The following is a 22,079-nucleotide window of genomic DNA, read 5'->3' on the forward strand; positions in this document are numbered from 1 at the left end:
AAGAAATTATAAGTTACTTAAAGACAAGTTTACGTTCTTCTACTTTTTCATTTCTCACCTTTTTGTAGTTCAGAGGATGTGCTCGAAATTTACCAACCAAGCTTTGCTTTATATAATTGTTTTTTAAAAATAACATTTTTCCACAGTGAAGCTTTAAAGTGCGCTAGAATAAATTTATTTTAGATAATATTCTTTTAAGATAATCTTTGACAAATCGAACATTTGGTAATAAAATAAACAATGAATATTCTGAATATTAATACTAATATAACTTAATCATTTTACTAGAAATAGTATTAATAAAACTAAAATTATCAGAATATACTTAATTATCTAAAAGGAAAGGTGGTTTTTTGATGGAAGCTCGTGAACAATGGGGGACAAGGGCTGGTTTTATCTTAGCAGCCGTTGGATCCGCAGTAGGCTTAGGGAACATCTGGCGTTTCCCATATGTAGCTTATGAGAATGGTGGAGGAGCATTTTTCATTCCGTACTTATTTGCACTTTTAACAGCTGGTATTCCGCTCCTAATCATGGAATTTACCATGGGTCATAAATATCGTGGCTCTGCACCACTATCATATGCTCGTATGAACAAGAAAACAGAATGGATTGGTTGGTGGCAGGTTGCTATTGCCTTTGTCATTTCAACCTACTACGCGGTCATTATCGCATGGGCGATGGCGTATACGTATTTTGCTGTAGGCCAGCAGTGGGGTGAGGATACAGGAGGATTTTTAATGGCTGATTACCTGCAACGAGTAGATATCGTGAATGGTGCAGACATTGGTTCAGTTGGTTCAATTGTTCCTGGTGTATTTATTCCACTTATATTGGTTTGGGTGATTACGTTAGGAGTACTTTTTAAAGGAGTAAAGAAAGGGATCGAGGTTGCAAACCGAATTTTTATTCCAACCTTACTCGTTATGTTCTTATTGATTGTTATTCGTGCTCTTACATTAGAAGGAGCTTCACTTGGTTTAGAAACATTCTTCAAACCAAACTGGAGTGAAATCATGTCTCCGGGTGTATGGGTAGCTGCGTATGGACAAATCTTCTTTAGCTTATCGATTGCCTTTGCTATCATGATTACTTATTCAAGTTACTTACCGAAAAAAGCTGATATCAACAACAATGCTTTTATTGCTGGTTTCAGTAACTCAAGTGTGGAGTTATTAGCTGGTTTTGGTATTTTTGCTACACTAGGCTTTATGGCTACTACAGCTGGGTCTAGTATCGAGGAAGTTGCTGCTGGTGGAATTGGCTTAGCATTTGTTGTCTTCCCGCAAATTTTAAATTCATTCCCAGGCTTTAATGGACTGTTCGGTGTGTTGTTCTTTGGTTCACTTGTTTTCGCAGGGTTATCCTCACTGATCTCAATTGTTGAAACATTTGTCGCCGGAGTTCAAGAGAAGTTCAAAGTATCTAGAACGAAAGCGGTTATTCTCGGTGGAGGTTTATCAGCCATCATTTCAGTTCTATTCGCTACCCAAGGTGGTTTGTTCTTCCTAGATGCGGCTGATTACTTTATTAACACATTCGGTATTGCATTAGCTGGACTTGTTTCAGTCATAACAATCTCTTGGTTTGTGAAAAAACTGAAACCATTCCAAGAGCATGCGAATGCTACATCTGACTTAAGAACTGGCTTATGGTGGAGAGTATGTCTAGGAGTTGTAACACCGATCGTATTGGGTTACATGTTTATCATGAACCTAATTAATAACCTCCAAAATAATTACGAAGGCTACCCAACTTCATTCTTACTTTATTCCGGATGGGCAGTTGCCATTGGTGCGATCATTCTTGGATTTATTTTTGCAAGCTTGAAGTGGGGCGAAAAGGATTTAGAGGTACCTGCTTACTCTGAAGAAAAAGGAGAGAATGCAAAATGAGTGTAAGTGCTATTGTCATGATGGTCATTGGTATTGTTATCATTTGGGGAGGTCTTGCAGCAAGTATTTGGAATGCTGTTAGAGCTAGTAAATCATAATTAGCTGAGGCACACCTATCATTGACTGATGGGTGTGCCTTCTTATTATCTTTTCTTCTTTGCTTTATCTTTTCTTTCCCAATTTTTTAAAGAAGGGAATGGATCAAAGGACCATTCAGTGAAGCCGTTGTCACGGTACATTCCATAATGAAGATGCGGTGGGAACTTTCCTGATGTACCTGGTTTTCCATACCCAGAGCTTCCTACGTAACCGATGACTGTCCCAGGTTCCACAACGGTACCTTCTTCAATTCCTTTTTCAAACCCACTCAAATGAGCGAAGTAATGATAAATATTGTCGAGGTCACGAATTCCAACGCGCCAGCCACCATATTTATTCCAGCCTTTTAACTCAACAATTCCATACGTTGTTGCTCTTACTGGTGTGCCATGGCCAGCAAAAAGGTCAGTACCTTCGTGAATTCTTCGTCCACCCCAACCACGGGCATCACCCCATGTGTTTTTATAACTATAATTGAAACGGATTGGCAGTGGAAACGCATTTTTATTTAAAGCAATGGTATTGTAAGTTTCGTAAATCTTTGCATGTCCCATGATTAGCTGTAATGACTTTTCTCGGTGATAGAACTCCCATAAACCGATACGAATATTTTCTTCATCATAGCCATAAGACTCCAAATGTCTTGCGAAAGTGTATATAACATCTTCATCGTCATTGCGATCTGCTTTACCATCCCCATTACCATCTAAACCAACACCACCAAACATACTGATTGAAAGTGGGTTAGTATCCTCAAAATCCGGATTTAGAGGGCCTACCCACTGTTGTGGTGAGTAGAAAATGGCAATCACGCCTGCTTCATTTGGTAAATCTCTTCTAGCTCGTCGTAAACCACGTTCGAAGGAGTCTGCTGCAGCCAAGTAATACCATGGTACATTTGTTACTGTTTCCATTTTCTGATATAAGTCCATCCGCTTTTCTAGTTTCTCTTCGTAAGATAGCTCTTTTGTCTCGTTCGCTAAACCAATGCAAGGCAAGGCGGTTAACGTAACGAGAAGTGTCACGATCATGATAAACGATCTTTTCATAAGAAATAACTCCTTTCTGGCCTACTCATTTATATAGTTTGTAGAATTTGGCGAGAAAAATATATGTTAATTACTACCAAAATGTTTCGAATTCTATTCTAATAAAATAATTTTTTGCATCGAGATGTGAAAAAGCAGAACAACTGCTTTGAGATTTACCATTTTTCATGGTAAAGTTAAACTAGTTAGTATAAAGTGAAATATAGAGTTTAAATTTTATTTACTAGAAAAAATGTTAGTTTAAATAAATAGGATGGACCATCTTAAAACTCACATTCAAAACTTCAATAGGAGTGAAAGAATTTGGCAAAACAAGAAGAGTACATACGCAAACCCGATTGGTTAAAGATTAAGCTTACGACAAACGACTCATATACAGGTCTTAAGAAAATGATGAGAGAAGAAAGACTTCACACTGTCTGTGAAGAGGCACGTTGTCCTAATATCCACGAATGTTGGGCCGAAAGAAAAACTGCCACGTTTATGATTTTAGGAGATATTTGTACGAGAGCTTGTCGTTTCTGTGCCGTAAAAACAGGCTTACCAACAGAATTAGATTTAGGTGAGCCAGAACGAGTTGCAAATTCTGTTCGAACAATGGGATTAAAACACGTGGTTATCACTGCTGTAGCCAGAGACGATTTAAAGGATGGCGGAGCAAACGTATTTGCAGAAACTGTTCGAGCGATCCGTAGAAAAAGTCCGTTTTGTACAATTGAGGTTCTGCCTTCAGATATGATGGGCTCAATCGACAACTTAAAGACATTAATGGATGCAAGGCCAAACATTTTAAACCATAATATTGAAACGGTAAAACGATTAACTCCAAGAGTTCGTGCGAGGGCAACTTACGAACGTTCTTTAACGGTATTAAAAAACGCTAAAGAAATGTACCCAAATATTCCAACGAAGTCTAGTTTAATGATCGGTCTAGGTGAAACGAAAGAGGAAATCATTGAAACAATGGATGACCTCCGTGCTCATGGTGTCGATATCCTTACAATAGGACAGTATTTACAACCAAGTAAAAGTCATATCAAATTGGTAAAGTACTGGACGCCAGAAGAGTTCGCAGAGTTTAAAGAAATAGCAATGTCTAAAGGATTTAGTCATTGTGAGAGCGGCCCGTTAGTTCGCGCCTCTTATCATGCCGATGAGCAGGTAAATGAAGCTCAAGCAAGACAAGAAGCATTAAAAGTACAAAAGGATTAGGTCATTGCCTAATCCTTTTTTCCATGTAAGTATTTAATTAATACCGTGTCTAATTTGGTCATTATGGTTTTTCTTATCCATATAGCTATTCATGTTAATGTCGTATTCGCCATTTTCATTTTCGCTAGCGTCGACTCGTCTTCCTTGTGGCGATTGCAACATTTCATGGATTGTTTGCTCTAAAACCTCATTCACATTTTCTGATCTTGTTGTGAGGCTTCTATAACGCCCAATCGTATCCATCATTTCAGGATTATCAGAGACATATACGTGAAAATACCTAGGTACGCAACTAATGGCAGTTCTTTTAACCTGATCCGCCGTTTGGAAGCGATCTGTAGTTGTTGTGTCATAAGCAATTAATACTTCACTAGCAGTAACTAAAGTAGCTACTTCATTTACATCTGGAATTAGAACCGCTAACTTACTAATTGCATCTGCCAATAATTCAGGATCGTAAACAGCTACGTGAGGATTAACTCCACCTCTAGGGAGTGCTGTTTCTCGCTGGTGACGTACATAACCAAAACGTTGTACATCATGATAATTGCGGTCAGGATTAATGACAGTCGTATCACCGCTTCGGTTTTTACTGCTGAACAACTCTTGATTGTCTTGTGCTATAGGGGAACTGTTTTCCATCATTGCTTGACACCCCGTAGCAACCAATACTATACTTACAGCCATCGCCAAAAGTAATTTCTTCATCGGCTACACCTCCTACTAGTAGGATGACCAAAATTGTTATAGTTAGCATTAACAATAATTGTTAGATTAGGTACAGAATTTATTTAGAGGTTGAATTTTTCTTATTAATCAGGCAATATAAGTAATGAGGTGACATAAAATGATCCGTGTACAAGGAGTAAGCTTTGAAGTTATTCAAGAAGAAAGAGATGCTTGGGATGAAGAAGCTTTTAAAGCTCGCTATAGTGATGTCTTAAATAAGTATGATTACATTGTCGGTGATTGGGGTTATAGCCAATTGCGTTTACGAGGTTTTTTTGATGACTCAAATCGCAAGGCAACTTTCGATTCGAAAATCAGTACGTTACCAGAATATCTGTTTGAATACTGTAATTTTGGCTGTCCTTACTTTGTGTTACGCCGGGTAAAGGAAGAGCGAGTCGCAAACAAGAAAACGAAAGAGCCTGAGAAAGAATTGGTAACTGAATAAGCCTCTTAAGCATGTTTCTGAAGAAACGTGCTTTTGTTTTACGTATAAGGCTGTTTTCGCAAAGTTTGTTGCTTTCGTAAAAATCCCAGAAGCCGGATTTTCCCACAAAATACTAAGAATTCACAACTAATTTAGTAAGTATTGCTCTTTTCTTGCATATTTATTGGCTGATATCTCCATCTGGGTTATTTCCCCAATTGTTTTAGAGTTAAAAAGCAACTATGTTTACGAAAAGAGCCTTGTATAAATAAAGGCTGACATTTGAAATGCCAGCCTAAAAATTAATCCTCAGACGTGTAGGATGCGTCCTTTTTCGTAGGATCATCATGTGTAGGATGTGCACCTGGGTCTTGACGAGGGAGACCTTGATGAAGTGATTTAAATTCATAATTAAATGCACTCATGCTCCGTTGACCTTCACGCCAAGGTGTTGTCTTCCCTAACTTTTTATTTACTGGTGATCCATAAGGTCCTTCAGGTGTATCTTCAGGAATGACATAACTTCTGCTAATTTCTACATTTGAAAAGTCTTTATACTCTTCTTTATCGCTCATACTAAAACACCTCCATACGTTATTTTTCCGTACAGAGGCTGAAAATATAAGCTTTTTTTCGCAAAGTTTGTTGCTTTCGTAAAAATCCCAAAAGCCGGATTTTTACACAAAATACTAAGAATTCACAACTAATTTAGTCTGTATTGCTCTTTTCTTACATAATTTACTGGCTGATATCTTTTTCTAGTAGTATTTTTCCTATTATTTTAGGGAAAAAAGCAACAGTTTTTTTGTGCGACGAGTAACCGCAGGAGCAATATTTACGAAAAGAGCCAAATATAAACATAAAATAATGGATGAAATTTAAGCGATAACCTCATACAAAAAGCTACGAAGATCCTCAGCATCTTCTTCACTTAAATTAAATGCAAATTCAAGATACCCAGGCTCTTCTAAGTCATCAGTTCCGATAATACCCAGTCGATTCGATTGCATATCTAGAACAATCTGTTTACCATAATAACGACTAGTTGACATAATCGCAAGATCAAACCGTTGATTTTCTCCCATGAAGCTTACAAATCGGGTTTTCGTTTGTTCTATATCATCATAAAGATAGAAACGTTCGGTCATTACTATCACCCTTTCTAAGTGTATTTTTCTAGTAAATCAATCATAACCGATTTAAGAGGTAAAACCAATAAAAATGGAGCTATGCCTCGAAAAGCATAGCTCAATTAATTCACAATTCACAATTCATCATTGACAATTGTTTTTACTCCATCACCAAATGAGGTTTGTTTGATAAATGATGATGCGCCTTTATGTACCGAACTGTTTTTGTTTTTGCACGCATGACAATGGAGTCTGTTTCAACCAGATCTCCTCCAAGGAAACGAACTCCTTCAAGAAGTTCTCCAGATGAAACTCCTGTTGCAGCAAAAATGGCGTCATCACCACGCACTAAATCTTCTAACTGCAAGATTTGCGTAGGATCATCTAGCCCCATCCGTTTACAACGGGCGGTTTCTTCCTCATTCATCGGAACAAGTCTTGCTTGCATATCGCCGCCTAATGCCTTTAAGGCTGCAGCAGAGATTACGCCTTCTGGCGCGCCACCAATACCGATAAATAAATCAATACCTGTTTGTGGTAGGGCAGTAGCAATCGCTGCACCAACATCACCGTCACCGAATAGTTTTACTCGAGCCCCTTTTTTACGCACGCGTTCAATAATCTCATCGTGGCGTGGACGTTCTTGAATAATCACTGTCACGTCTTGAACACGTTTATTTGTCATTTTCGCGATAATATCAATGGTTTTTTCGATCGGGTCATCTAGTCGAACGAGACCAGCAGCTTTAGGACCAACTGCAATTTTCTCCATATACATGTCTGGTGCATGGAGTAAGCAGCCTTTATCAGCAATTGCTATGACAGCCATTGCATTAGGATGTCCTTTAGCGACGATGCTTGTTCCCTCAAGTGGATCAACTGCAATATCAACCTCGGGTCCATGATTATTACCAAGTTCTTCACCTATGTATAACATTGGTGCTTCATCTAATTCGCCTTCCCCAATTACCACAGTACCTTTCATATTGACAGAGTCAAACATGGCCCTCATCGCACTCGTTGCTGCGTTATCGGCTTCATTTTTTTTGCCTCGTCCCATCCATTGAGCACTAGCTAATGCTGCTGCTTCTGTAACACGTACAATTTCCAACGCTAATTCACGTTCCACTTCAAGATTACCCCCATTACGACAATATTTTTCCTCTAACATCATAACAAAATGATCAAGATTATTAAACTAGTAATCATAAATAAGTAAAATTTCAATGATTTTCACTGTTTGTGTTATACTAATTTTGAAAATACGCAAAAGGTAAGGTGAGCAAGATGTATTTTGTTGATCGTAAGACAATTGAAGAAAAACTCTCCATTATGGATGAGTATCTCAAATTTTATAATAGTAAGTCAGAGTGGTCTTCATTTCAGGACAAGCTGGCATTAGAAAGAGTGGCCCATATTGTTGTTGAAGCAATAATTGATGTAGGGAACAGTATTATCGATGGATTTATTATGAGAGATCCTGGGAGCTATGAGGACATCATTGATATCCTTTTAGATGAAAAAGTAATTGATGAAGGCGATGCTAATAGCTTTAAAGCTGTCGTAACGCTTAGAACAATGGTCGTACGTGATTACACAAAAATTGATCACGAGGCTATCCAGAGCGTTTTTACTGACAATGATAAATCATTAGTAAACTTTGCTCCATCTGTTAGGGAATACCTGAAAAATGAACTAGGTCACGTAACAGCGTTTATACCAGAGCAGAAATAATTATGAATTGTGAATTATGAATGGAAAGATTTTTAATTCAAAATTCACAATTCAAAATTCAAAATTGCATCTCAAATATGTACATATTGAAACATTTTGGTTGACTAATTTACTAATACAAATTCTTCTATTAAAATAGTAGGAAAGGGTGGTGAAGAGATGGGAAACCAAGTATCTACAAGGGATCAAATTTTAGGATTGCTTAAAGTAAATAAGCAACTGACAGTCTCTGAAATGGCTGTTGAGCTTAATATTACTGAAATGGCAGTAAGACGTCATCTTAATACGCTAGAGCGAGATAACATTATTGATACACTTTTGGTACGACAGGCGATGGGCCGTCCGACAAATATGTATTATTTAACAAAAGCAGGACAAGAAATGTTTCCACGTAACTATGCGCCATTAACCGTAGATTTGTTAAGGGATATAGAGGACTTAAATGGCAGTGAAATGGTCGAAAAGTTATTTCAACGTCGAAAAGAGCGAATGAAAGAAAAGTACGGATCCCGAGTAACTGATCACGAATCATTAGAAGCTAGAATAGCAGAGCTAGCTCGTCTGCAAAATGAGCAGGGGTATATGGTGGAATGGGAAAAAGATACTGAAGGTAATTACCTCTTCAAGGAATACAACTGCCCAATTTCTGAAATTGCACAAGAATACCCTGTTGCTTGTAAATGTGAGTTGTCATTATTTCAAGAATTGCTAGGTACTGAAGACATAGACTGTGAAGTTTGTATGGCAGTCGATTCCGAACCGCATTGCTTTTATAAAATAAAATCAATGAGTTAAAAAGCTATACAAGTAAGTCACTTCCAAGCGAAGTGGCTTTTTCTAGGTAAGTAGGTTAAAATTTCAAAAGTTAATCAAACGTTTGATTAAAAATGGGAGGAAGAATAAATGAAGCATTATGAAGGTTATTTAATCGATTTAGACGGAACAATGTACCGTGGCAAAGAACGAATTGACGAAGCAGTAGATTTTGTGAAAGAACTAGTAAAACGCAACATACCTTATTTATTTGTTACGAATAACTCTTCAAAAACCTGCGCACAAGTTGCCGATCATTTGTCCGAGATGGGAATCCCAGCTACTGATGACCAAGTGTTTACAACAAGCTTAGCAACGGCTCAATATATCGCTGAAGAAAAGCAAGATGCAAAAATCTATATGATCGGAGAAGAAGGCTTACGAGATGCGTTAGAAAAGCAGGGATTTACAATTCAAGACGACGATGTTGATTACGTGATTATGGGCATTGATCGAGACATTACATACGAAAAGTTAGCAAAAGCCTGCTTAGCTGTAAGAGCCGGAGCAAAATTCATTTCTACAAACGGTGACATTGCCTTACCTACAGAACGAGGCTTTATGCCTGGGAATGGCTCACTAACGTCGGTCGTTGCAGTTTCTACAGAAACAGCGCCAATCTTCATAGGAAAACCAGAATCGATTATTGTAAATCAAGCACTAGAAGTAATCGGGACACCGAGAGAAAAAACGGTAATGGTAGGGGATAACTATCAAACGGATATCATGGCTGGCATTAACGCTAAGATGGACACAATTATGGTGCATACAGGAGTTACCTCTAAAGAGCAGCTCACTACCTATACTAAACAACCCACTTTTTCGATACATTCATTAAGTGAGTGGAAGTTCGTATAATTATGAATTATTAATTATGAATTATGAATGAATAAGAGGGTGAACGCTTCGAAGCTCCACCCTCAACAATTCATCATTCATAATTCAAAATTGACAATTGTCTTTTACTCCACGTTCGCAGCTCGATGTGCTAATCGGCTTGACGCTGCAGCTGCTATTGCTCCTACAATGTCATCTAGAAATGTGTGGCACATTTCTCCTTCTTTATCATTTAATTTTTCAAGAATTCCAGGCTTTTGTTTATCAATATATCCGTAATTAGTGAAACCAATGGATCCGTATACATTTACAATTGAGAGGGCGATAATTTCATCTACTCCATATAATCCTTCATCTCGCTGGACAATATCTAAAAGTGGCGGTTCAAGTAAGTTCTTTTCAGCGAGCATATCCAGTTGGATGCCGGTTAAGACGGCATTTTGAACCTCTCGTTTTCCGAGTACTCTATCAACATTTTCACGACAGTCTTCAATATCCAAATTTGTGTGATATTTAACTTGAAGAAAATAGACAAGGTCTGCAATATCATCTAAGGTTACCCCACGTTTTTCTAACCATTCTCTAGCTGTTTTTTCAACAATATCCATCTCTTTTTTCATATAATCACCTAGTTCCTTTCTTCCTTTATATTATGCTATCCAATATGTTGATGTTAAAAACAAACCGAAAAAATGTACCTTAACATTGTTTGACTCGTAAAGTCCCTTTATTCCATACATATTGTAAATAACTTATTTCATGAGAAACATTTTGCCCAATTAAGTCATAGACTAACGTGTAGAGCAGTATGTATACAGTAATAGTATTGGTGATATCCACTAGAAAAAAACTTTTTGAGGGTTTTGTCCTTTTTGGGTGCCTGCGATGAGAGTAAGGTATACCAGGAAAGTAAACTTTCTTTGGTGCCTGGCACCATAAAAAGACAAAACGGCTAAAATGTTTTTCTGGGGGGAGACACCGATAAGGAGTGACGGCTTTGTTTGAGAGAAACATCTTTGATGAGTATAAGCTTTATTGTGAGCAGCGTTTTGTGTTAGGTGAGCATGAGGGGTTTACAGCAAAAAATAATCATTACATTGTTGTATGTGTGGATCAAATTGAGGATCATGAAATTAAAGAGATGGTAAACATGGGGAATCATCTTACGGCTAACGGTGATCATGAGATTGCTACCTTTATACCAACGATAAAGAATACACTCACTAGTTTTGTAGATGGACAGAACTGTATCTTATTGCAACTTCCACGGTATGTTTCGCGAAGCAAGATGCAGAAATCATTGGGTTATGAATTAGCACGGTTGCACAGACGAGGCAAGACGTTTCAAAGTGGAAACAGAGAGGGAGGAACTTGGTCTCAATTTTGGTTAAAACGGTTAAATCAATTAGAGATGCTTTATGTAGACCTTTCAAAGCAACCGAAAAAATATAGCTTTGACCAAGCCTTTATGATTTCATTTCCTTATTATTTAGGTAGAACGGAAACAGCAATTCAATATATGGTCGACAGTAACCTTGATTTCGGGCAACAGATAAAGCAAGAGCCGAAGACCATTTGCCATTATCAGTTTTCTCCAAACACATGGCTCACCTATGATGAGAAAACAGCTGCAGGAGTAAAGAGTCCGATTGAATTTGTTTATGATTACCCAAGTCGAGATCTCTCAGAATGGATGAGGGTGATTTCAAGACAGGATGCGGAACCTTATCGAAAGATTAACGAGTTTATTAGGGGATATGAAACAGTCGAAACAATATCTCCAATTTCATGGCGTTATATTTATGGTCGTCTACTTTTCCCAATTGATTACTTTAGGATTGTAGAGGGTTATTACCGCAGTATTGATGATGAAGAAGCAGAAAAATATACAGACCAACTCTTTGAATTATTAGGTGAGGAAAAGAAGACCGAAGCATTCTTACGAGACTTTCATCAAACAATCCTTCCTCAGCATCACATAACTCTTGTGCCTCAGGTTGATTGGCTTCGAAGAGAGGAAAGGCCAAATTCATCTTTACGTAATACCTATAATCACTTTCAGCGTAGGCACTGACAACCATAGTCAGTGTCTTTTTTTCGAACAAAACCAAAAACAGTTGAGGACAGTGAGTGATAAGGTTAAAGTAAAGATAGATCTTTTGAAAAAAGAGGTGTCATTATGACGAAGCCATATGTATTTATAACGAGAAAATTACCAGAGGAAACAATTGTGGATTTACTAGATGTGGCAGATGTATCGATGTGGCCATATGAAGAAGAACCAGTTCCCCGTGAAAAGTTGATGGAAGAAGCAAAGAAAGCAAACGGTCTACTGACGATGCTCTCTGATAAGATTGATAACGAGCTTATAAATCAAGCATCACACCTAAAGGTAGTAGCAAATCTGGCTGTTGGGTTTGACAATATCGATGTAGAAGAGGCCACTAAAAAAGGAATTGCCATTTGCAATACACCAGACGTCCTATCAGATACTACGGCAGATTTAACATTTGCATTACTAATGGCTACTGCAAGAAGGGTAGTTGAAGCTGCACAATACATAAAGGACGGTCAGTGGAAAAATTGGGGTCCAATGTTGTTAGCAGGGACAGACATTCACCACAAAACCATTGGCATAGTGGGCATGGGGCGTATCGGAGAGGCTGTAGCAAAACGAGCAACAGGATTTGAGATGGAGATCTTATATCATAACCGTACACGTAAACACGAAGCGGAGAGTAAACTTGGTGCAAATTATTGTAGCTTTGAAGAATTACTTAAAAATAGTGATTTTATCGTTTGTTTGGCACCTTTAACTGCCGAAACTAGAGGGATGTTTAATGAACAGGCATTCAAGCAAATGAAAGAGACAGCGATATTCATAAATGCTTCTCGGGGTGACGTAGTCGACGAGCAAGCATTATTTTACGCCTTAAAAAATGGGGTCATTAAGGCAGCAGGTTTAGATGTGTTTCAAAATGAACCAATTGGTGCTGAGCATCCATTGTTAAAACTACCTAATCTTGTGGCAATTCCACACATAGGTAGTGCAAGTGTGGAAACGAGAAAGGTGATGGCAGAACTGGCTAGCAGAAATATTCGGAATGTCCTTCTAGATAGACAACCAGAAGCAATTGTTAATCATGTTGTACTCTCACAATCATGAATAGGATTGAGTGTTGTTTCATAAATAGGTTAAACGGATGTGATGAACTGTTTAAATCCTTAGAGAAACAGCCAGATATCCAAGTCACTACTCTTAACTGTATCGGAAATTGTCTCATTTGTGCAGAACGTTTTCACTGTATTGTTAATGGAGTTCGAGTTGTTGCTACCTCAGAAGAAGAGCTCCGTCAATTGATTGTAGTGAACCTCCAAAAAAAATAATTTACCCTCGGGCGGATATACTATATCCGTCCTTTTTTCTAGTAATTACTGTAAGCGTTTTATATATTTTTATTTTAAAAAGTCAGAAAATAGTCTTGTAAATAGCTAAGTAAGAGACTATAATGTCCATTATATATAAACGTTTGTTTTTCTAGGGAAAACAACTAAGAATAAAAGGTTAGGAGTGAAGGGGAATGACAAATAAAGTATCAATCGGACTGTTAGGATTAGGAACTGTAGGTAGTGGTGTCGTCCGTATTATTGAAAATCACCAACAAGAACTTCAGCATCAAGTGGGGGCTAGAGTGACCGTAGAAAAAATCCTTGTGAAAGATGCCTTGAAGCAAAGAGCAGTTGAAATTGATGAAACACTCCTAACTGAAGATCCAGAAGAGGTTATTGCCAATCCTGAGATTGATGTGATTGTTGAAGTCATGGGTGGGACAAATGAAGCTAGAGACTATATTATTCGTGCTTTAAACAACAAAAAACATGTTGTAACAGCTAATAAGGATCTTATGGCATTGTATGGCGCAGAATTACTAACCGTAGCATCGAAAAATGGCTGTGATTTGTTTTATGAGGCTAGTGTTGCTGGGGGTATTCCGATTATTCGTTCCCTTGTGGAAGGATTATCTTCTGACCGAATTACAAAATTAATGGGAATTGTTAATGGAACAACCAATTATATATTAACGAAGATGAGTAATGAAGGAAGTTCATACGAAGAAGTACTTCAAGAAGCACAAGACTTAGGGTACGCAGAAAGTGATCCAACTTCTGATGTTGAAGGTCTTGATGCGGCTAGGAAAATGGCGATCCTAAGTACTTTAGGGTTTTCTATGAATATTGCACTTGAAGATGTGTCTGCACAAGGAATTTCTGAGGTTACTGAAGAAGATTTAGACTATGCAAAACAGCTTGGCTATCGCATGAAACTAGTTGGTATCGCAAAGCGTGATCAAGGAAAAGTAGAGATTAGTGTCCAACCAACACTTTTGCCAAAAAATCACCCGTTAGCATCCGTTAATGATGTGTTTAATGCGGTTTATGTATACGGGGAAGCTGTTGGTGAAACGATGTTTTACGGACCCGGGGCAGGATCTTTACCGACGGCAACAGCGGTTGTATCGGATATGATTACCGTCATGAAAAATATGCGTCTTGGTGTCAATGGCAGAAGTGCGTTGCCGCCACTCTATGAAAAGCAATTAAAAACAGATGAAGAAATCATTTCTAAATATTTCATGAGACTTCATGTAGAAGATAAGGCCGGAGCATTTGCTGCGATCACAACACTATTCTCCGAAAATAATGTTTCATTTGAAAAGCTTTTGCAGATGCCAATAAAAAACAAGGATTTAGCTGAAGTTGTCATTGTTACGCATAAAACGAACAAAAAAACGTACGAATTGATCCAAAGTTGCTTACGAGACCTAGATGTGGTGAAAGATGTGAGGAGCAGCTATCGTATTGAGGGGGTAAGCTACGATGAGTAGATGGAAAGGTTTATTACATGAATACAAGGATTTTTTACCCATCAACGAACAGACACCAATGCTAACTTTAAATGAAGGTAACACACCGTTAATTCGCTTAGACACGCTTTCAGAAAGATGGGGAGTAGATCTCTATGTAAAAGTAGAGGGTGCTAACCCTACAGGTTCTTTTAAGGATCGCGGAATGGTTATGGCAGTTGCTAAAGCAAAAGAGGAAGGCAGTAAGACAATCATTTGTGCTTCTACTGGTAATACTTCCGCAGCGGCAGCAGCCTATGGCTCTAGAGCAGGTCTACGATCAATTATTGTTATACCTGAAGGGAAGATTGCCCTTGGAAAACTTGCTCAAGCGGTGATGTATGGGGCTGAGATTTTTGAGATTAAAGGGAATTTTGACGATGCTTTAACCATTGTTCGAAAAATTAGTGAAGTTGAGCCAATTACTCTTGTAAACTCTGTAAATCCATATCGGATTGAAGGCCAAAAAACAGCTGCCTTTGAAATTTGTGATGCTCTTGGGAAAGCGCCAGATGTGTTGGCAATCCCGGTTGGTAATGCTGGTAACATAACAGCTTATTGGAAAGGGTTCAAAGAATACCATGACAAAAACCAAACGGGTTTACCTGAGATGCGTGGTTTTGAAGCAGAAGGCTCTGCAGCGATTGTTCGTAACTCAGTCATTCCAAATCCAGAGACTATCGCAACAGCAATTCGGATTGGTAACCCAGCTAGTTGGAAACAAGCAGTAGACGCTGCTACATCATCAAACGGTGCTATTGATTATGTGACAGATGAAGAGATTTTAGAAGCATATCAATTACTTGCTAAAACAGAAGGTATATTTGCTGAACCAGCTTCTTGTGCTTCGATTGCGGGGTTATTTAAACAGTTGAATAGTGGTGAAATCCAAAGAGGAGCACAAGTTGTCTGTGTCCTAACAGGAAACGGATTAAAAGACCCAACGACAGCAATGAACACTATTACAGTAAAACCAACAGTCCTACCGAATGACGAAGATGCTTTCTTAAAGCAAATTCGAGGTGGTGTTTATCAGTGAGTGAACAAAAAGTAATTATTCGAGTTCCGGCAAGTACAGCCAATCTTGGACCAGGTTTTGACTCTGTCGGGCTTGCACTAAATCGATATTTAACTCTAGAGGTAACAAGAGCAGATAAGTGGGTGTTTCAGTTCATTGGTCCAAATCTAGAGGGTATCTCAACCGGTACTGATAACCTAATTTATGAGATTGCTGAACAGGTTGCTTCTAAATATCATGCTATCTTGCCTTCGTGCCAAGTCACAGTGAAAAGTGAAATTCCGCTTGGAAAGGGAATGGGGAGTAGTGCTGCCGCCATTGTTGCAGCGATAGAACTAGCTAACCAAATGGCAAATTTAAATCTAACACAAGATGATAAAATTAGAGAATCAAGTCTTATTGAAGGACATCCGGACAATGCAGCGGCATCGGTATGTGGTGGACTTGTGATTGGTACTCATAGTGAAAGAGAAACCTTTGTGATGCAGGCAGAAATAGAAGGTGTCGATATTGTTATGATGGTTCCTTCCCAACAATTACTTACGAAAAAAGCCCGTGGAGTGCTTCCTGAAACAGTGACATTTGCAGAAGCCGTTCAAGCTAGTAGTATTAGTAATGTATTAGTAGGGGCATTATTAACGAATAATTGGCCATTAGCAGGTGAAATGATGGTTAGGGACCTTTTTCACCAACCGCATCGTACAGAGCTTGTTCCTGGCCTACAAGAGATTATTGAAAACATTAAAGATTATGGTGCATACGGCGCGGCCTTAAGTGGGGCAGGACCTACATTAATTGTTTTTGCGCCAGCAAGTCAAGGTGATGAGGTGATTTCTGCTCTTCAACAGACATTTACTAGCTTTACATATGATTTAGTTAACGTTGATTCGGAAGGAATTAAAGTAAATGTAGAATGTAGAGTGAAGAATTATGAATTATGAATTATGAATTATGAATTGAAGAGAAAAATGTAAAATGTAGAATGTAGAATGTAGAATGTAAAATCTAAAAAACCAAAATTATGAATTATGAATTATGAATTATGAATTGAAGAGAAAAATGTAGAATGTAGAGTGAAGAATTATGAATTATGAATTATGAATTGAATCGGGAACATAAGAAAAACCAGGGTCCTAATGGAACCTGGTTTTTACACGTAAATTAAAATACTTGTTCGATTTCTTTTACTCCTGGTACTTCTTCAAGTAATGCTCTTTCGATACCAGCTTTTAACGTGATAGTAGAACTTGGGCAAGATCCGCAAGCGCCAGTTAAACGAACTTTAACGATACCTTCTTCGTCGATGTCTACTAATTCAACATCTCCTCCGTCACGTTGTAAGAATGGACGTAGTTTATTTAAAACTTCTTGTACTTGTTCTTTCATTTCAGCCATTAAAAACACTCCTTTCGTGGTTCTTCTTCAATTATAATATCCATAATGAAAAAAATCCATGAATCTGTTTTGAAATTTACACAAGCTTTTCTAGATTACTGGAAAAGCACTTATTGTGTATTTAATTTTATAGTGTGGTACTATAAGAAAAAGTGACTTTGTCAGGAGGAATATTTGTGAATAGTCCTGTAAAAATATATGTTTATGGAGCAGAAGTAAAGTGTGCGAGTTGTGTAAATTTGCCATCTGCATCTGAAACCTTCGAATGGATTGAGGCAGCAGTAAATCGGAAATTTCCGGAAAATCAGTATGAATATATTTATGTTGATTTACATGCACCTGCAAATGATACAGAACAAGAGATGGCTACAAGAATTGTAGAAGAGGACTTGTTTTACCCAGTAGTCGTAATAAATGATGAAATTGTAGCAGAAGGCAATCCGAGATTACCTGATATTTACAAAAAGCTAGAACAGTTACAATAACACAAAAAAGCTTGAGGATCATTTCCTCAAGCTTTAACACTACTTATCAACCAGTATGATATTTATACATCCATAACACACCAGACTTTAACACACGAGGAACACGTCCTAATAGAGTTCGATCACCCATAACTCCAAACCCGTGTTTCTTCCCAAGTGAGCCAAGGACGCCTTTGAGTTTAATTTTTGGCATCATTTCCGGAAGAGGCTCGTTGTTATGCATTCTTTCCATAATCATAACAATTTGTTCGCCTTGTGCCTCAGCTAATTGGGCGCTTGGCGCATGATTTAATGCCGCACAGTCGCCTACAACAAAAATATCTTCATATCCTTCAATATGGTGATGTTTTGTCAGAATGACGCGTCCCATTGAGTCTTTTTCTACATCTAAATTTCGAACGACTTCATTTGCCTGAATTCCAGCTGTCCAGATTATCGCATCTGAATGAGTAGGTTCGTCGTGATTATAGAGAATATTTTCTTCAACTTTTGTAATATTTGCTTGGTTAACTAACGTAACACCATGGTCGATAAGCCATTTTTGAACATAAAGGTGGAGCTTTGGTGGAAACATTGAAAGAATTGTTTTCCCACGGTCAAAAAGAATTACTTTAAGATCAGGTCTACTTTCACGAAGCTCACTTGCTAACTCAACGCCACTTAAACCGCCACCAACAATTGAAACTGTTCCGCCGGGTCCAACGTCTTGGATTTTATGATAAGCCATTCGTGCCTTTCTAATAGTCTGTATACTTAACGTGTGTTCAGCAGCACCAGGAACACCATGGTACTTATCTTCACAGCCTAAGCCAATGACAACTTGATCGAATGCAAGTTCTTCTTCTGAGTTTTTAAAAGAAACTGTTTTTTCATTTAGATTAACTGATTTTATATCTCCGTACTTGATATCTAGTCTCTCATCAGTCGGAAAAGTTACTCTCAGATGCTGATCAGCTTCTGTTCCTGCAGCTAAAGCATAGTATTCTGTCTTTAAGCAGTGATAAGGAACTTTGTCCACTAAAGTAATACGAAAGTCTGAGAGTTTGTTGCTTGCTAACAACTTTTGGATTATTCTTAATCCCCCATAGCCGCCACCTAATATAACGATATGTTTCATAGCATTATTCCCCTTTACGTTTCTTTCATGTTGTAAACAACCATTAATGGTAAAAATACACATTGTAAACGTTTTTAACGGTGTTTAATTATATTCATCGAAAATGTCCACTTTAAATTCTAACAACTTTATGTCATTTAAACAACAACTTTGTGACAAAATATTTGTCATATATTATCCCTAAAAAGTTTGACAACAATGTAAGATGCATGTACATTTGAATTATTAAGAGGTGAGAATGATGAGACCAATCATAGAATTTTGTGCAACAAACTTAGCTAGTGGTAGTCAAAAAGCATTAGAGATCCTTGAAAAGGATCCTGATTTAGATGTGATAGAATATGGTTGTTTGAGCTTCTGTGGAAGATGCTCCAGAAGTCAATTTGCACTCGTCAACGGAGAAGTGGTCACGGGTGAGACAAGTGAAGAGTTAGTAAAAAAAATATATGCATTTATTGAAGAAAACTTAGTTTTTTAAGGCTCTTTTCGTAAACATTGTGCCTTTTACCTTAAAAAAATTAGGATAATACCCTAAAGAAAAGAGCAATACTTACTAAATTAGTGGTGAAATCTTAGTATTTTGTGTAAAAATCCGGCTTTTGGGATTTTTACGAAAGCAACAAACTTTGCGAAAACAGCCTTTTTTAAAGAACAGCCCTTAGTCTAATAATGAACTAAGGGCTTTATTATTATTTTAAGTACTAGCACATATCAACGCTTTCATTAATAAAAAGATTGTAATAAACTGATAAAAAGCTTAAGGGGGCAAGAAGATGATCCCGTTTCAAAATACGTGGCCGTACGAAATATCTGGAAAGGACATCTATATTCATAACTGTCCTTATTGTGGTAAAGAAAATGTTCTTACAACAATGAAAAAAGGGGACATAGAAAGAGCAAGAGAAGGGATTAAAACATATCTCATAATGCCTTGTTGCCTAGAAAAAATGACGATACTTGAAGCAGATGAAGATTACTTTTGGACAGATGAGCGTCTAAGAAAATAAATAATCGGTGAGGGATAAAGATGAAGTTTACAAAAATGCATGGACTAGGAAATTGCTATATTTATGTTAATTTATTCGAAGAAAAGCTTTCAGAAACAGAACTAGCACCATTAGCAGTAAAAGTAGCCAATGTAAACACCGGAATTGGTTCAGATGGAATGATTTTAATTTGTCCTTCAGACATTGCACCTGTGAAAATGAGAGTATTTAATAATGATGGTTCCGAAGCAAAAAACTGTGGGAATGGCCTTCGTTGTGTAGCAAAGTATGTATATGAACACCAGATCGTAACAGAAACAGTCTTTCAAATTGAAACACTTGGTGGCCTTGTACAAGCAGAAGTTCATTTGGATGATGAAGGTAAAGTACATCTAGTAACGGTTGATATGGGTGAACCACGTCTAAAGCGAAGTGAGTTACCAATGCTTGGAGAAGCAGATGCTACCGTGATAAATGAGCTTTTTCAAGTTGGAGAAGAAACAGTTTCTTTGACAGGGGTATCAATGGGCAATCCTCATGCAATTATTTTTGTCGATCAAATTGAAAACGCACCAGTAGAAACCATGGGTCCTAAAATTGAAAAACATGAAAAATTTCCAGAGTGGGTGAATGTGGAATTTATTGAAGTCGTTTCCGAGACAGAACTAAACTTCCGGGTGTGGGAACGTGGTTCTGGTATTACTCAAGCATGTGGGACAGGCGCATGCGCTGCAGTTGTCGCAGCTATATTAAATAATCACAGTAAAAAAGGAATAGACGTCACGGTTCATTTGTTAGGTGGGGACCTAATCATAAATTGGACTGAGAGTGGAAATCTATTAATGACAGGACCAGCTGAATATATTTGTCGTGGTGAGTTAATGTAGAATGTAGAATGTAGAATTATGAATTGTGAATTATGAATTATGAATTGAAAAGAAAAATGTAGAATGTAGAATGAAGGAATTATGAATTATGAATTTAAAAGAAAAATGTAGAGTGTAGAGTGTAAAAAAACAAAGTTATGAATTATGAATGAAAAACCTTTGGGGAGAAGCTGCGAAGCAAGGCCATCACCATTTTACATTCTTAAATCTACATTAAAAAAAGGCCCAAGGGCCTTTTTTTAATACTCTTTAATCACATTATAGAATGTATCTCGTTCAACTGGTTTTTTACCTGCACCTTTAATAAGGTGAATTAATTCGTCTCTTGTAATTCCTTGAGATGTAACTGCACCAGCAGAGTGGGAGATACGCTCTTCAATTAAGGTACCATGGATGTCACTTGAACCAAATGTTAATGCCATCTGTGTTAATTGAACACCAATATTGATCCAATAGGCTTTAATATGGTCAAAATTATCTAGCATTAAGCGGCTAATGGCTAAGGTACGCATATCATCAAACGCAGATGTACGACGTTTAATACTTGCGTTAACACTTTTTGGTTGCACAGCTAATGGAATAAATACCATATAGCCATTTGTTTTGTCTTGAAGCTGACGAAGGCGATCCATATGAATTAATCGCTCTTCCATTGTTTCAATTGATCCGTAAAGCATCGTCGCATGAGTTTTTAAGCCTAAACCATGAGCAATTTCATGTGCTTCAAGCCATTGGTCAGTTGAAGCTTTGTCTGGGCTCATCTTTAAGCGATAACGCTCAGTTAAGATCTCAGCTCCCCCACCAGGCATTGTATCAAGACCAGCTTTAATTAACTCTTTTAGAACATCTTCCATTGATAATCCTGAAATGCGACTGAAAAATTCAATTTCAGCCCCTGTATAAGCTTTGATTGTACAATTTGGATAATGCTTCTTAAGAGTACGGATTGTATCTAAGTAATAATCAAAAGGTACAAGATCATTATGGCCACCTACAATGTGGAATTCGCGTACATTATCGTTCCAACGACGCTCAACATAGTGGAGAAGCTCGTCCATACTCATTGTATAAGCACCTTCTTCTCCATCTTTGCGCTTGAAGTGGCAGAAGCTACATGTTGCTTCACAAACATTTGTTGGATTAATATACATATTTTCAATGAAGTATACATTATTACCATTTTTCTTCTCGTTTACTTGATTAGCCAGTTGGGCTACTGAAAGTAAATCAGGTGTCTCGAATAAATAAAGACCATCTTCAATGGAAAGACGTTGTCCGTGTTGAATTTTCTCTGCGATTTCTTGCATTTGTTTATCTAGAGTGATGATCGACAAAGTGTTTTCCTCCGTTCTATGGTATATC

At 37.7% G+C, this 22,079-nt stretch carries 25 protein-coding genes and 1 pseudogene; 17 read left to right on the top strand and 9 right to left on the bottom strand.

Going from position 1 to position 22,079, the window contains the following annotated elements; translation table 11 throughout:
- The first annotated feature begins 356 nt into the window (after positions 1-356).
- Together DS745_RS10000 and DS745_RS10005 are read left to right on the top strand one after the other, a co-directional pair.
- Positions 357-1,895 carry a sodium-dependent transporter gene (locus DS745_RS10000; RefSeq protein WP_129078109.1) on the top strand — a complete coding sequence of 513 codons (1,539 nt, stop codon included), beginning with the start codon at positions 357-359 and terminating at the stop codon, positions 1,893-1,895.
- Positions 1,892-1,993, top strand: a complete 102-nt coding sequence (locus DS745_RS10005) for a methionine/alanine import family NSS transporter small subunit (RefSeq protein WP_129078110.1) — start codon at positions 1,892-1,894, stop codon at positions 1,991-1,993. Before DS745_RS10000 ends, DS745_RS10005 begins: the two co-directional genes overlap by 4 nt.
- Positions 1,994-2,038: 45 nt before the next feature.
- Here DS745_RS10005 and DS745_RS10010 read toward each other — a convergent pair whose 3' ends face one another.
- Positions 2,039-3,043 (bottom strand): M23 family metallopeptidase, encoded by a 1,005-nt coding sequence (locus DS745_RS10010; protein ID WP_129078111.1) that lies wholly within the window; start codon positions 3,041-3,043, stop codon positions 2,039-2,041.
- 303 nt (positions 3,044-3,346) lie between these two features.
- Here DS745_RS10010 and lipA point away from each other — a divergent pair, with 303 nt between their 5' ends.
- Positions 3,347-4,255, top strand: coding sequence for a lipoyl synthase (lipA, locus tag DS745_RS10015; protein ID WP_129078112.1), 909 nt, complete (start codon positions 3,347-3,349; stop codon positions 4,253-4,255).
- Positions 4,256-4,288: 33 nt separating this feature from the next.
- Here lipA and DS745_RS10020 read toward each other — a convergent pair whose 3' ends face one another.
- Complete coding sequence (locus DS745_RS10020) at positions 4,289-4,963, bottom strand: YhcN/YlaJ family sporulation lipoprotein (protein ID WP_129078113.1); 675 nt, start codon at positions 4,961-4,963, stop codon at positions 4,289-4,291.
- A gap of 139 nt (positions 4,964-5,102) precedes the next feature.
- Here DS745_RS10020 and DS745_RS10025 point away from each other — a divergent pair, with 139 nt between their 5' ends.
- A complete protein-coding gene (locus DS745_RS10025; RefSeq protein WP_129078114.1) occupies positions 5,103-5,432 on the top strand; it encodes a YutD family protein in 330 nt (109 codons plus the stop codon).
- A 281-nt stretch (positions 5,433-5,713) separates the two neighbouring features.
- On the opposite strand, the gene DS745_RS10030 is transcribed toward DS745_RS10025, so the two are convergent.
- From DS745_RS10030 to glpX, 3 genes are all read right to left on the bottom strand, one after another.
- Positions 5,714-5,986 carry a hypothetical protein gene (locus DS745_RS10030; protein ID WP_129078115.1) on the bottom strand — a complete coding sequence of 91 codons (273 nt, stop codon included), beginning with the start codon at positions 5,984-5,986 and terminating at the stop codon, positions 5,714-5,716.
- 303 nt (positions 5,987-6,289) lie between these two features.
- A complete protein-coding gene (locus DS745_RS10035) occupies positions 6,290-6,559 on the bottom strand; it encodes a DUF3055 domain-containing protein (RefSeq protein WP_129078116.1) in 270 nt (89 codons plus the stop codon).
- 142 nt (positions 6,560-6,701) lie between these two features.
- Complete coding sequence (gene glpX, locus DS745_RS10040) at positions 6,702-7,670, bottom strand: class II fructose-bisphosphatase (protein WP_129078117.1); 969 nt, start codon at positions 7,668-7,670, stop codon at positions 6,702-6,704.
- Positions 7,671-7,828: 158 nt separating this feature from the next.
- Between glpX and DS745_RS10045 the strand changes: the two genes are divergently transcribed.
- From DS745_RS10045 to DS745_RS10055, 3 genes are all read left to right on the top strand, one after another.
- Positions 7,829-8,275 carry a DUF86 domain-containing protein gene (locus tag DS745_RS10045; protein ID WP_129078118.1) on the top strand — a complete coding sequence of 149 codons (447 nt, stop codon included), beginning with the start codon at positions 7,829-7,831 and terminating at the stop codon, positions 8,273-8,275.
- A 159-nt stretch (positions 8,276-8,434) separates the two neighbouring features.
- The gene (locus tag DS745_RS10050; RefSeq protein WP_129078119.1) at positions 8,435-9,070 is read left to right on the top strand and encodes a helix-turn-helix transcriptional regulator; all 636 of its coding nucleotides are present in this window, start codon (positions 8,435-8,437) and stop codon (positions 9,068-9,070) included.
- Between the two features lie 108 nt (positions 9,071-9,178).
- Positions 9,179-9,946 carry a TIGR01457 family HAD-type hydrolase gene (locus DS745_RS10055; protein WP_129078120.1) on the top strand — a complete coding sequence of 256 codons (768 nt, stop codon included), beginning with the start codon at positions 9,179-9,181 and terminating at the stop codon, positions 9,944-9,946.
- A gap of 104 nt (positions 9,947-10,050) precedes the next feature.
- Here the strand turns inward: DS745_RS10055 and DS745_RS10060 are convergent, their stop codons facing one another.
- The gene (locus tag DS745_RS10060; protein WP_129078121.1) at positions 10,051-10,545 is read right to left on the bottom strand and encodes a phosphatidylglycerophosphatase A family protein; all 495 of its coding nucleotides are present in this window, start codon (positions 10,543-10,545) and stop codon (positions 10,051-10,053) included.
- Between the two features lie 377 nt (positions 10,546-10,922).
- On the opposite strand from DS745_RS10060, the gene yutH reads away from it, so the two are divergent.
- The 6 genes from yutH to thrB all read left to right on the top strand — a co-directional run bounded on the left by yutH (position 10,923) and on the right by thrB (position 16,788).
- Positions 10,923-11,999, top strand: a complete 1,077-nt coding sequence (yutH, locus tag DS745_RS10065; protein WP_161568228.1) for a spore coat putative kinase YutH — start codon at positions 10,923-10,925, stop codon at positions 11,997-11,999.
- Positions 12,000-12,104: 105 nt separating this feature from the next.
- A complete protein-coding gene (locus DS745_RS10070; RefSeq protein ID WP_129078123.1) occupies positions 12,105-13,091 on the top strand; it encodes a 2-hydroxyacid dehydrogenase in 987 nt (328 codons plus the stop codon).
- Positions 13,088-13,312: a DUF1450 domain-containing protein gene (locus DS745_RS25510; protein ID WP_129078124.1), complete on the top strand. Its 225-nt coding sequence runs from the start codon at positions 13,088-13,090 to the stop codon at positions 13,310-13,312. The genes DS745_RS10070 and DS745_RS25510 overlap by 4 nt, the downstream gene beginning before the upstream one ends.
- A gap of 194 nt (positions 13,313-13,506) precedes the next feature.
- Complete coding sequence (locus tag DS745_RS10080) at positions 13,507-14,811, top strand: homoserine dehydrogenase (protein WP_129078125.1); 1,305 nt, start codon at positions 13,507-13,509, stop codon at positions 14,809-14,811.
- Entirely contained in the window at positions 14,804-15,868 is a 1,065-nt protein-coding gene (gene thrC / locus DS745_RS10085; protein ID WP_129078126.1) for a threonine synthase, read from the top strand. Before DS745_RS10080 ends, thrC begins: the two co-directional genes overlap by 8 nt.
- Positions 15,865-16,788 (top strand): homoserine kinase, encoded by a 924-nt coding sequence (thrB, locus tag DS745_RS10090; protein ID WP_129078127.1) that lies wholly within the window; start codon positions 15,865-15,867, stop codon positions 16,786-16,788. The genes thrC and thrB overlap by 4 nt, the downstream gene beginning before the upstream one ends.
- Positions 16,789-17,008: 220 nt before the next feature.
- Here thrB and DS745_RS10095 read toward each other — a convergent pair.
- Positions 17,009-17,302 (bottom strand): annotated as a pseudogene (locus DS745_RS10095) (NifU family protein).
- 116 nt (positions 17,303-17,418) lie between these two features.
- On the opposite strand from DS745_RS10095, the gene DS745_RS10100 reads away from it, so the two are divergent.
- The gene (locus DS745_RS10100; protein WP_129078129.1) at positions 17,419-17,727 is read left to right on the top strand and encodes a YuzD family protein; all 309 of its coding nucleotides are present in this window, start codon (positions 17,419-17,421) and stop codon (positions 17,725-17,727) included.
- A 46-nt stretch (positions 17,728-17,773) separates the two neighbouring features.
- Here the strand turns inward: DS745_RS10100 and DS745_RS10105 are convergent, their stop codons facing one another.
- Positions 17,774-18,844 carry an NAD(P)/FAD-dependent oxidoreductase gene (locus DS745_RS10105; RefSeq protein ID WP_129078130.1) on the bottom strand — a complete coding sequence of 357 codons (1,071 nt, stop codon included), beginning with the start codon at positions 18,842-18,844 and terminating at the stop codon, positions 17,774-17,776.
- Positions 18,845-19,085: 241 nt separating this feature from the next.
- On the opposite strand from DS745_RS10105, the gene DS745_RS10110 reads away from it, so the two are divergent.
- The 3 genes from DS745_RS10110 to dapF all read left to right on the top strand — a co-directional run bounded on the left by DS745_RS10110 (position 19,086) and on the right by dapF (position 20,717).
- Positions 19,086-19,322 (top strand): YuzB family protein, encoded by a 237-nt coding sequence (locus DS745_RS10110; RefSeq protein ID WP_196121234.1) that lies wholly within the window; start codon positions 19,086-19,088, stop codon positions 19,320-19,322.
- 295 nt (positions 19,323-19,617) lie between these two features.
- Positions 19,618-19,851, top strand: a complete 234-nt coding sequence (locus DS745_RS10115) for a hypothetical protein (RefSeq protein ID WP_129078132.1) — start codon at positions 19,618-19,620, stop codon at positions 19,849-19,851.
- Positions 19,852-19,871: 20 nt separating this feature from the next.
- The gene (dapF, locus tag DS745_RS10120) at positions 19,872-20,717 is read left to right on the top strand and encodes a diaminopimelate epimerase (RefSeq protein ID WP_129078133.1); all 846 of its coding nucleotides are present in this window, start codon (positions 19,872-19,874) and stop codon (positions 20,715-20,717) included.
- Positions 20,718-20,956: 239 nt separating this feature from the next.
- Here the strand turns inward: dapF and mqnE are convergent, their stop codons facing one another.
- The gene (gene mqnE, locus DS745_RS10125) at positions 20,957-22,024 is read right to left on the bottom strand and encodes an aminofutalosine synthase MqnE (RefSeq protein WP_421721813.1); all 1,068 of its coding nucleotides are present in this window, start codon (positions 22,022-22,024) and stop codon (positions 20,957-20,959) included.
- Positions 22,025-22,079 lie beyond the last annotated feature (55 nt).

This window comes from Anaerobacillus alkaliphilus (genome assembly GCF_004116265.1).
Classification (GTDB): Bacteria; Bacillota; Bacilli; order Bacillales; family Anaerobacillaceae; genus Anaerobacillus; species Anaerobacillus alkaliphilus.

What these genes read in the sequence shown, in the direction of transcription:
- DS745_RS10000 (WP_129078109.1), top strand. Translation starts at nt 357, where the DNA reads ATGGAAGCTCGTGAACAATGGGGGACAAGGGCTGGTTTTATCTTAGCA.
- DS745_RS10005 (WP_129078110.1), top strand. Translation starts at nt 1,892, where the DNA reads ATGAGTGTAAGTGCTATTGTCATGATGGTCATTGGTATTGTTATCATT.
- DS745_RS10010 (WP_129078111.1), bottom strand. Translation starts at nt 3,043, where the DNA reads ATGAAAAGATCGTTTATCATGATCGTGACACTTCTCGTTACGTTAACC.
- DS745_RS10020 (WP_129078113.1), bottom strand. Translation starts at nt 4,963, where the DNA reads ATGAAGAAATTACTTTTGGCGATGGCTGTAAGTATAGTATTGGTTGCT.
- DS745_RS10025 (WP_129078114.1), top strand. Translation starts at nt 5,103, where the DNA reads ATGATCCGTGTACAAGGAGTAAGCTTTGAAGTTATTCAAGAAGAAAGA.
- DS745_RS10030 (WP_129078115.1), bottom strand. Translation starts at nt 5,986, where the DNA reads ATGAGCGATAAAGAAGAGTATAAAGACTTTTCAAATGTAGAAATTAGC.
- DS745_RS10035 (WP_129078116.1), bottom strand. Translation starts at nt 6,559, where the DNA reads ATGACCGAACGTTTCTATCTTTATGATGATATAGAACAAACGAAAACC.
- DS745_RS10045 (WP_129078118.1), top strand. Translation starts at nt 7,829, where the DNA reads ATGTATTTTGTTGATCGTAAGACAATTGAAGAAAAACTCTCCATTATG.
- DS745_RS10050 (WP_129078119.1), top strand. Translation starts at nt 8,435, where the DNA reads ATGGGAAACCAAGTATCTACAAGGGATCAAATTTTAGGATTGCTTAAA.
- DS745_RS10055 (WP_129078120.1), top strand. Translation starts at nt 9,179, where the DNA reads ATGAAGCATTATGAAGGTTATTTAATCGATTTAGACGGAACAATGTAC.
- DS745_RS10060 (WP_129078121.1), bottom strand. Translation starts at nt 10,545, where the DNA reads ATGAAAAAAGAGATGGATATTGTTGAAAAAACAGCTAGAGAATGGTTA.
- DS745_RS10070 (WP_129078123.1), top strand. Translation starts at nt 12,105, where the DNA reads ATGACGAAGCCATATGTATTTATAACGAGAAAATTACCAGAGGAAACA.
- DS745_RS25510 (WP_129078124.1), top strand. Translation starts at nt 13,088, where the DNA reads ATGAATAGGATTGAGTGTTGTTTCATAAATAGGTTAAACGGATGTGAT.
- DS745_RS10080 (WP_129078125.1), top strand. Translation starts at nt 13,507, where the DNA reads ATGACAAATAAAGTATCAATCGGACTGTTAGGATTAGGAACTGTAGGT.
- thrC (WP_129078126.1), top strand. Translation starts at nt 14,804, where the DNA reads ATGAGTAGATGGAAAGGTTTATTACATGAATACAAGGATTTTTTACCC.
- DS745_RS10105 (WP_129078130.1), bottom strand. Translation starts at nt 18,844, where the DNA reads ATGAAACATATCGTTATATTAGGTGGCGGCTATGGGGGATTAAGAATA.
- DS745_RS10110 (WP_196121234.1), top strand. Translation starts at nt 19,086, where the DNA reads ATGAGACCAATCATAGAATTTTGTGCAACAAACTTAGCTAGTGGTAGT.
- DS745_RS10115 (WP_129078132.1), top strand. Translation starts at nt 19,618, where the DNA reads ATGATCCCGTTTCAAAATACGTGGCCGTACGAAATATCTGGAAAGGAC.
- dapF (WP_129078133.1), top strand. Translation starts at nt 19,872, where the DNA reads ATGAAGTTTACAAAAATGCATGGACTAGGAAATTGCTATATTTATGTT.
- mqnE (WP_421721813.1), bottom strand. Translation starts at nt 22,024, where the DNA reads ATGCAAGAAATCGCAGAGAAAATTCAACACGGACAACGTCTTTCCATT.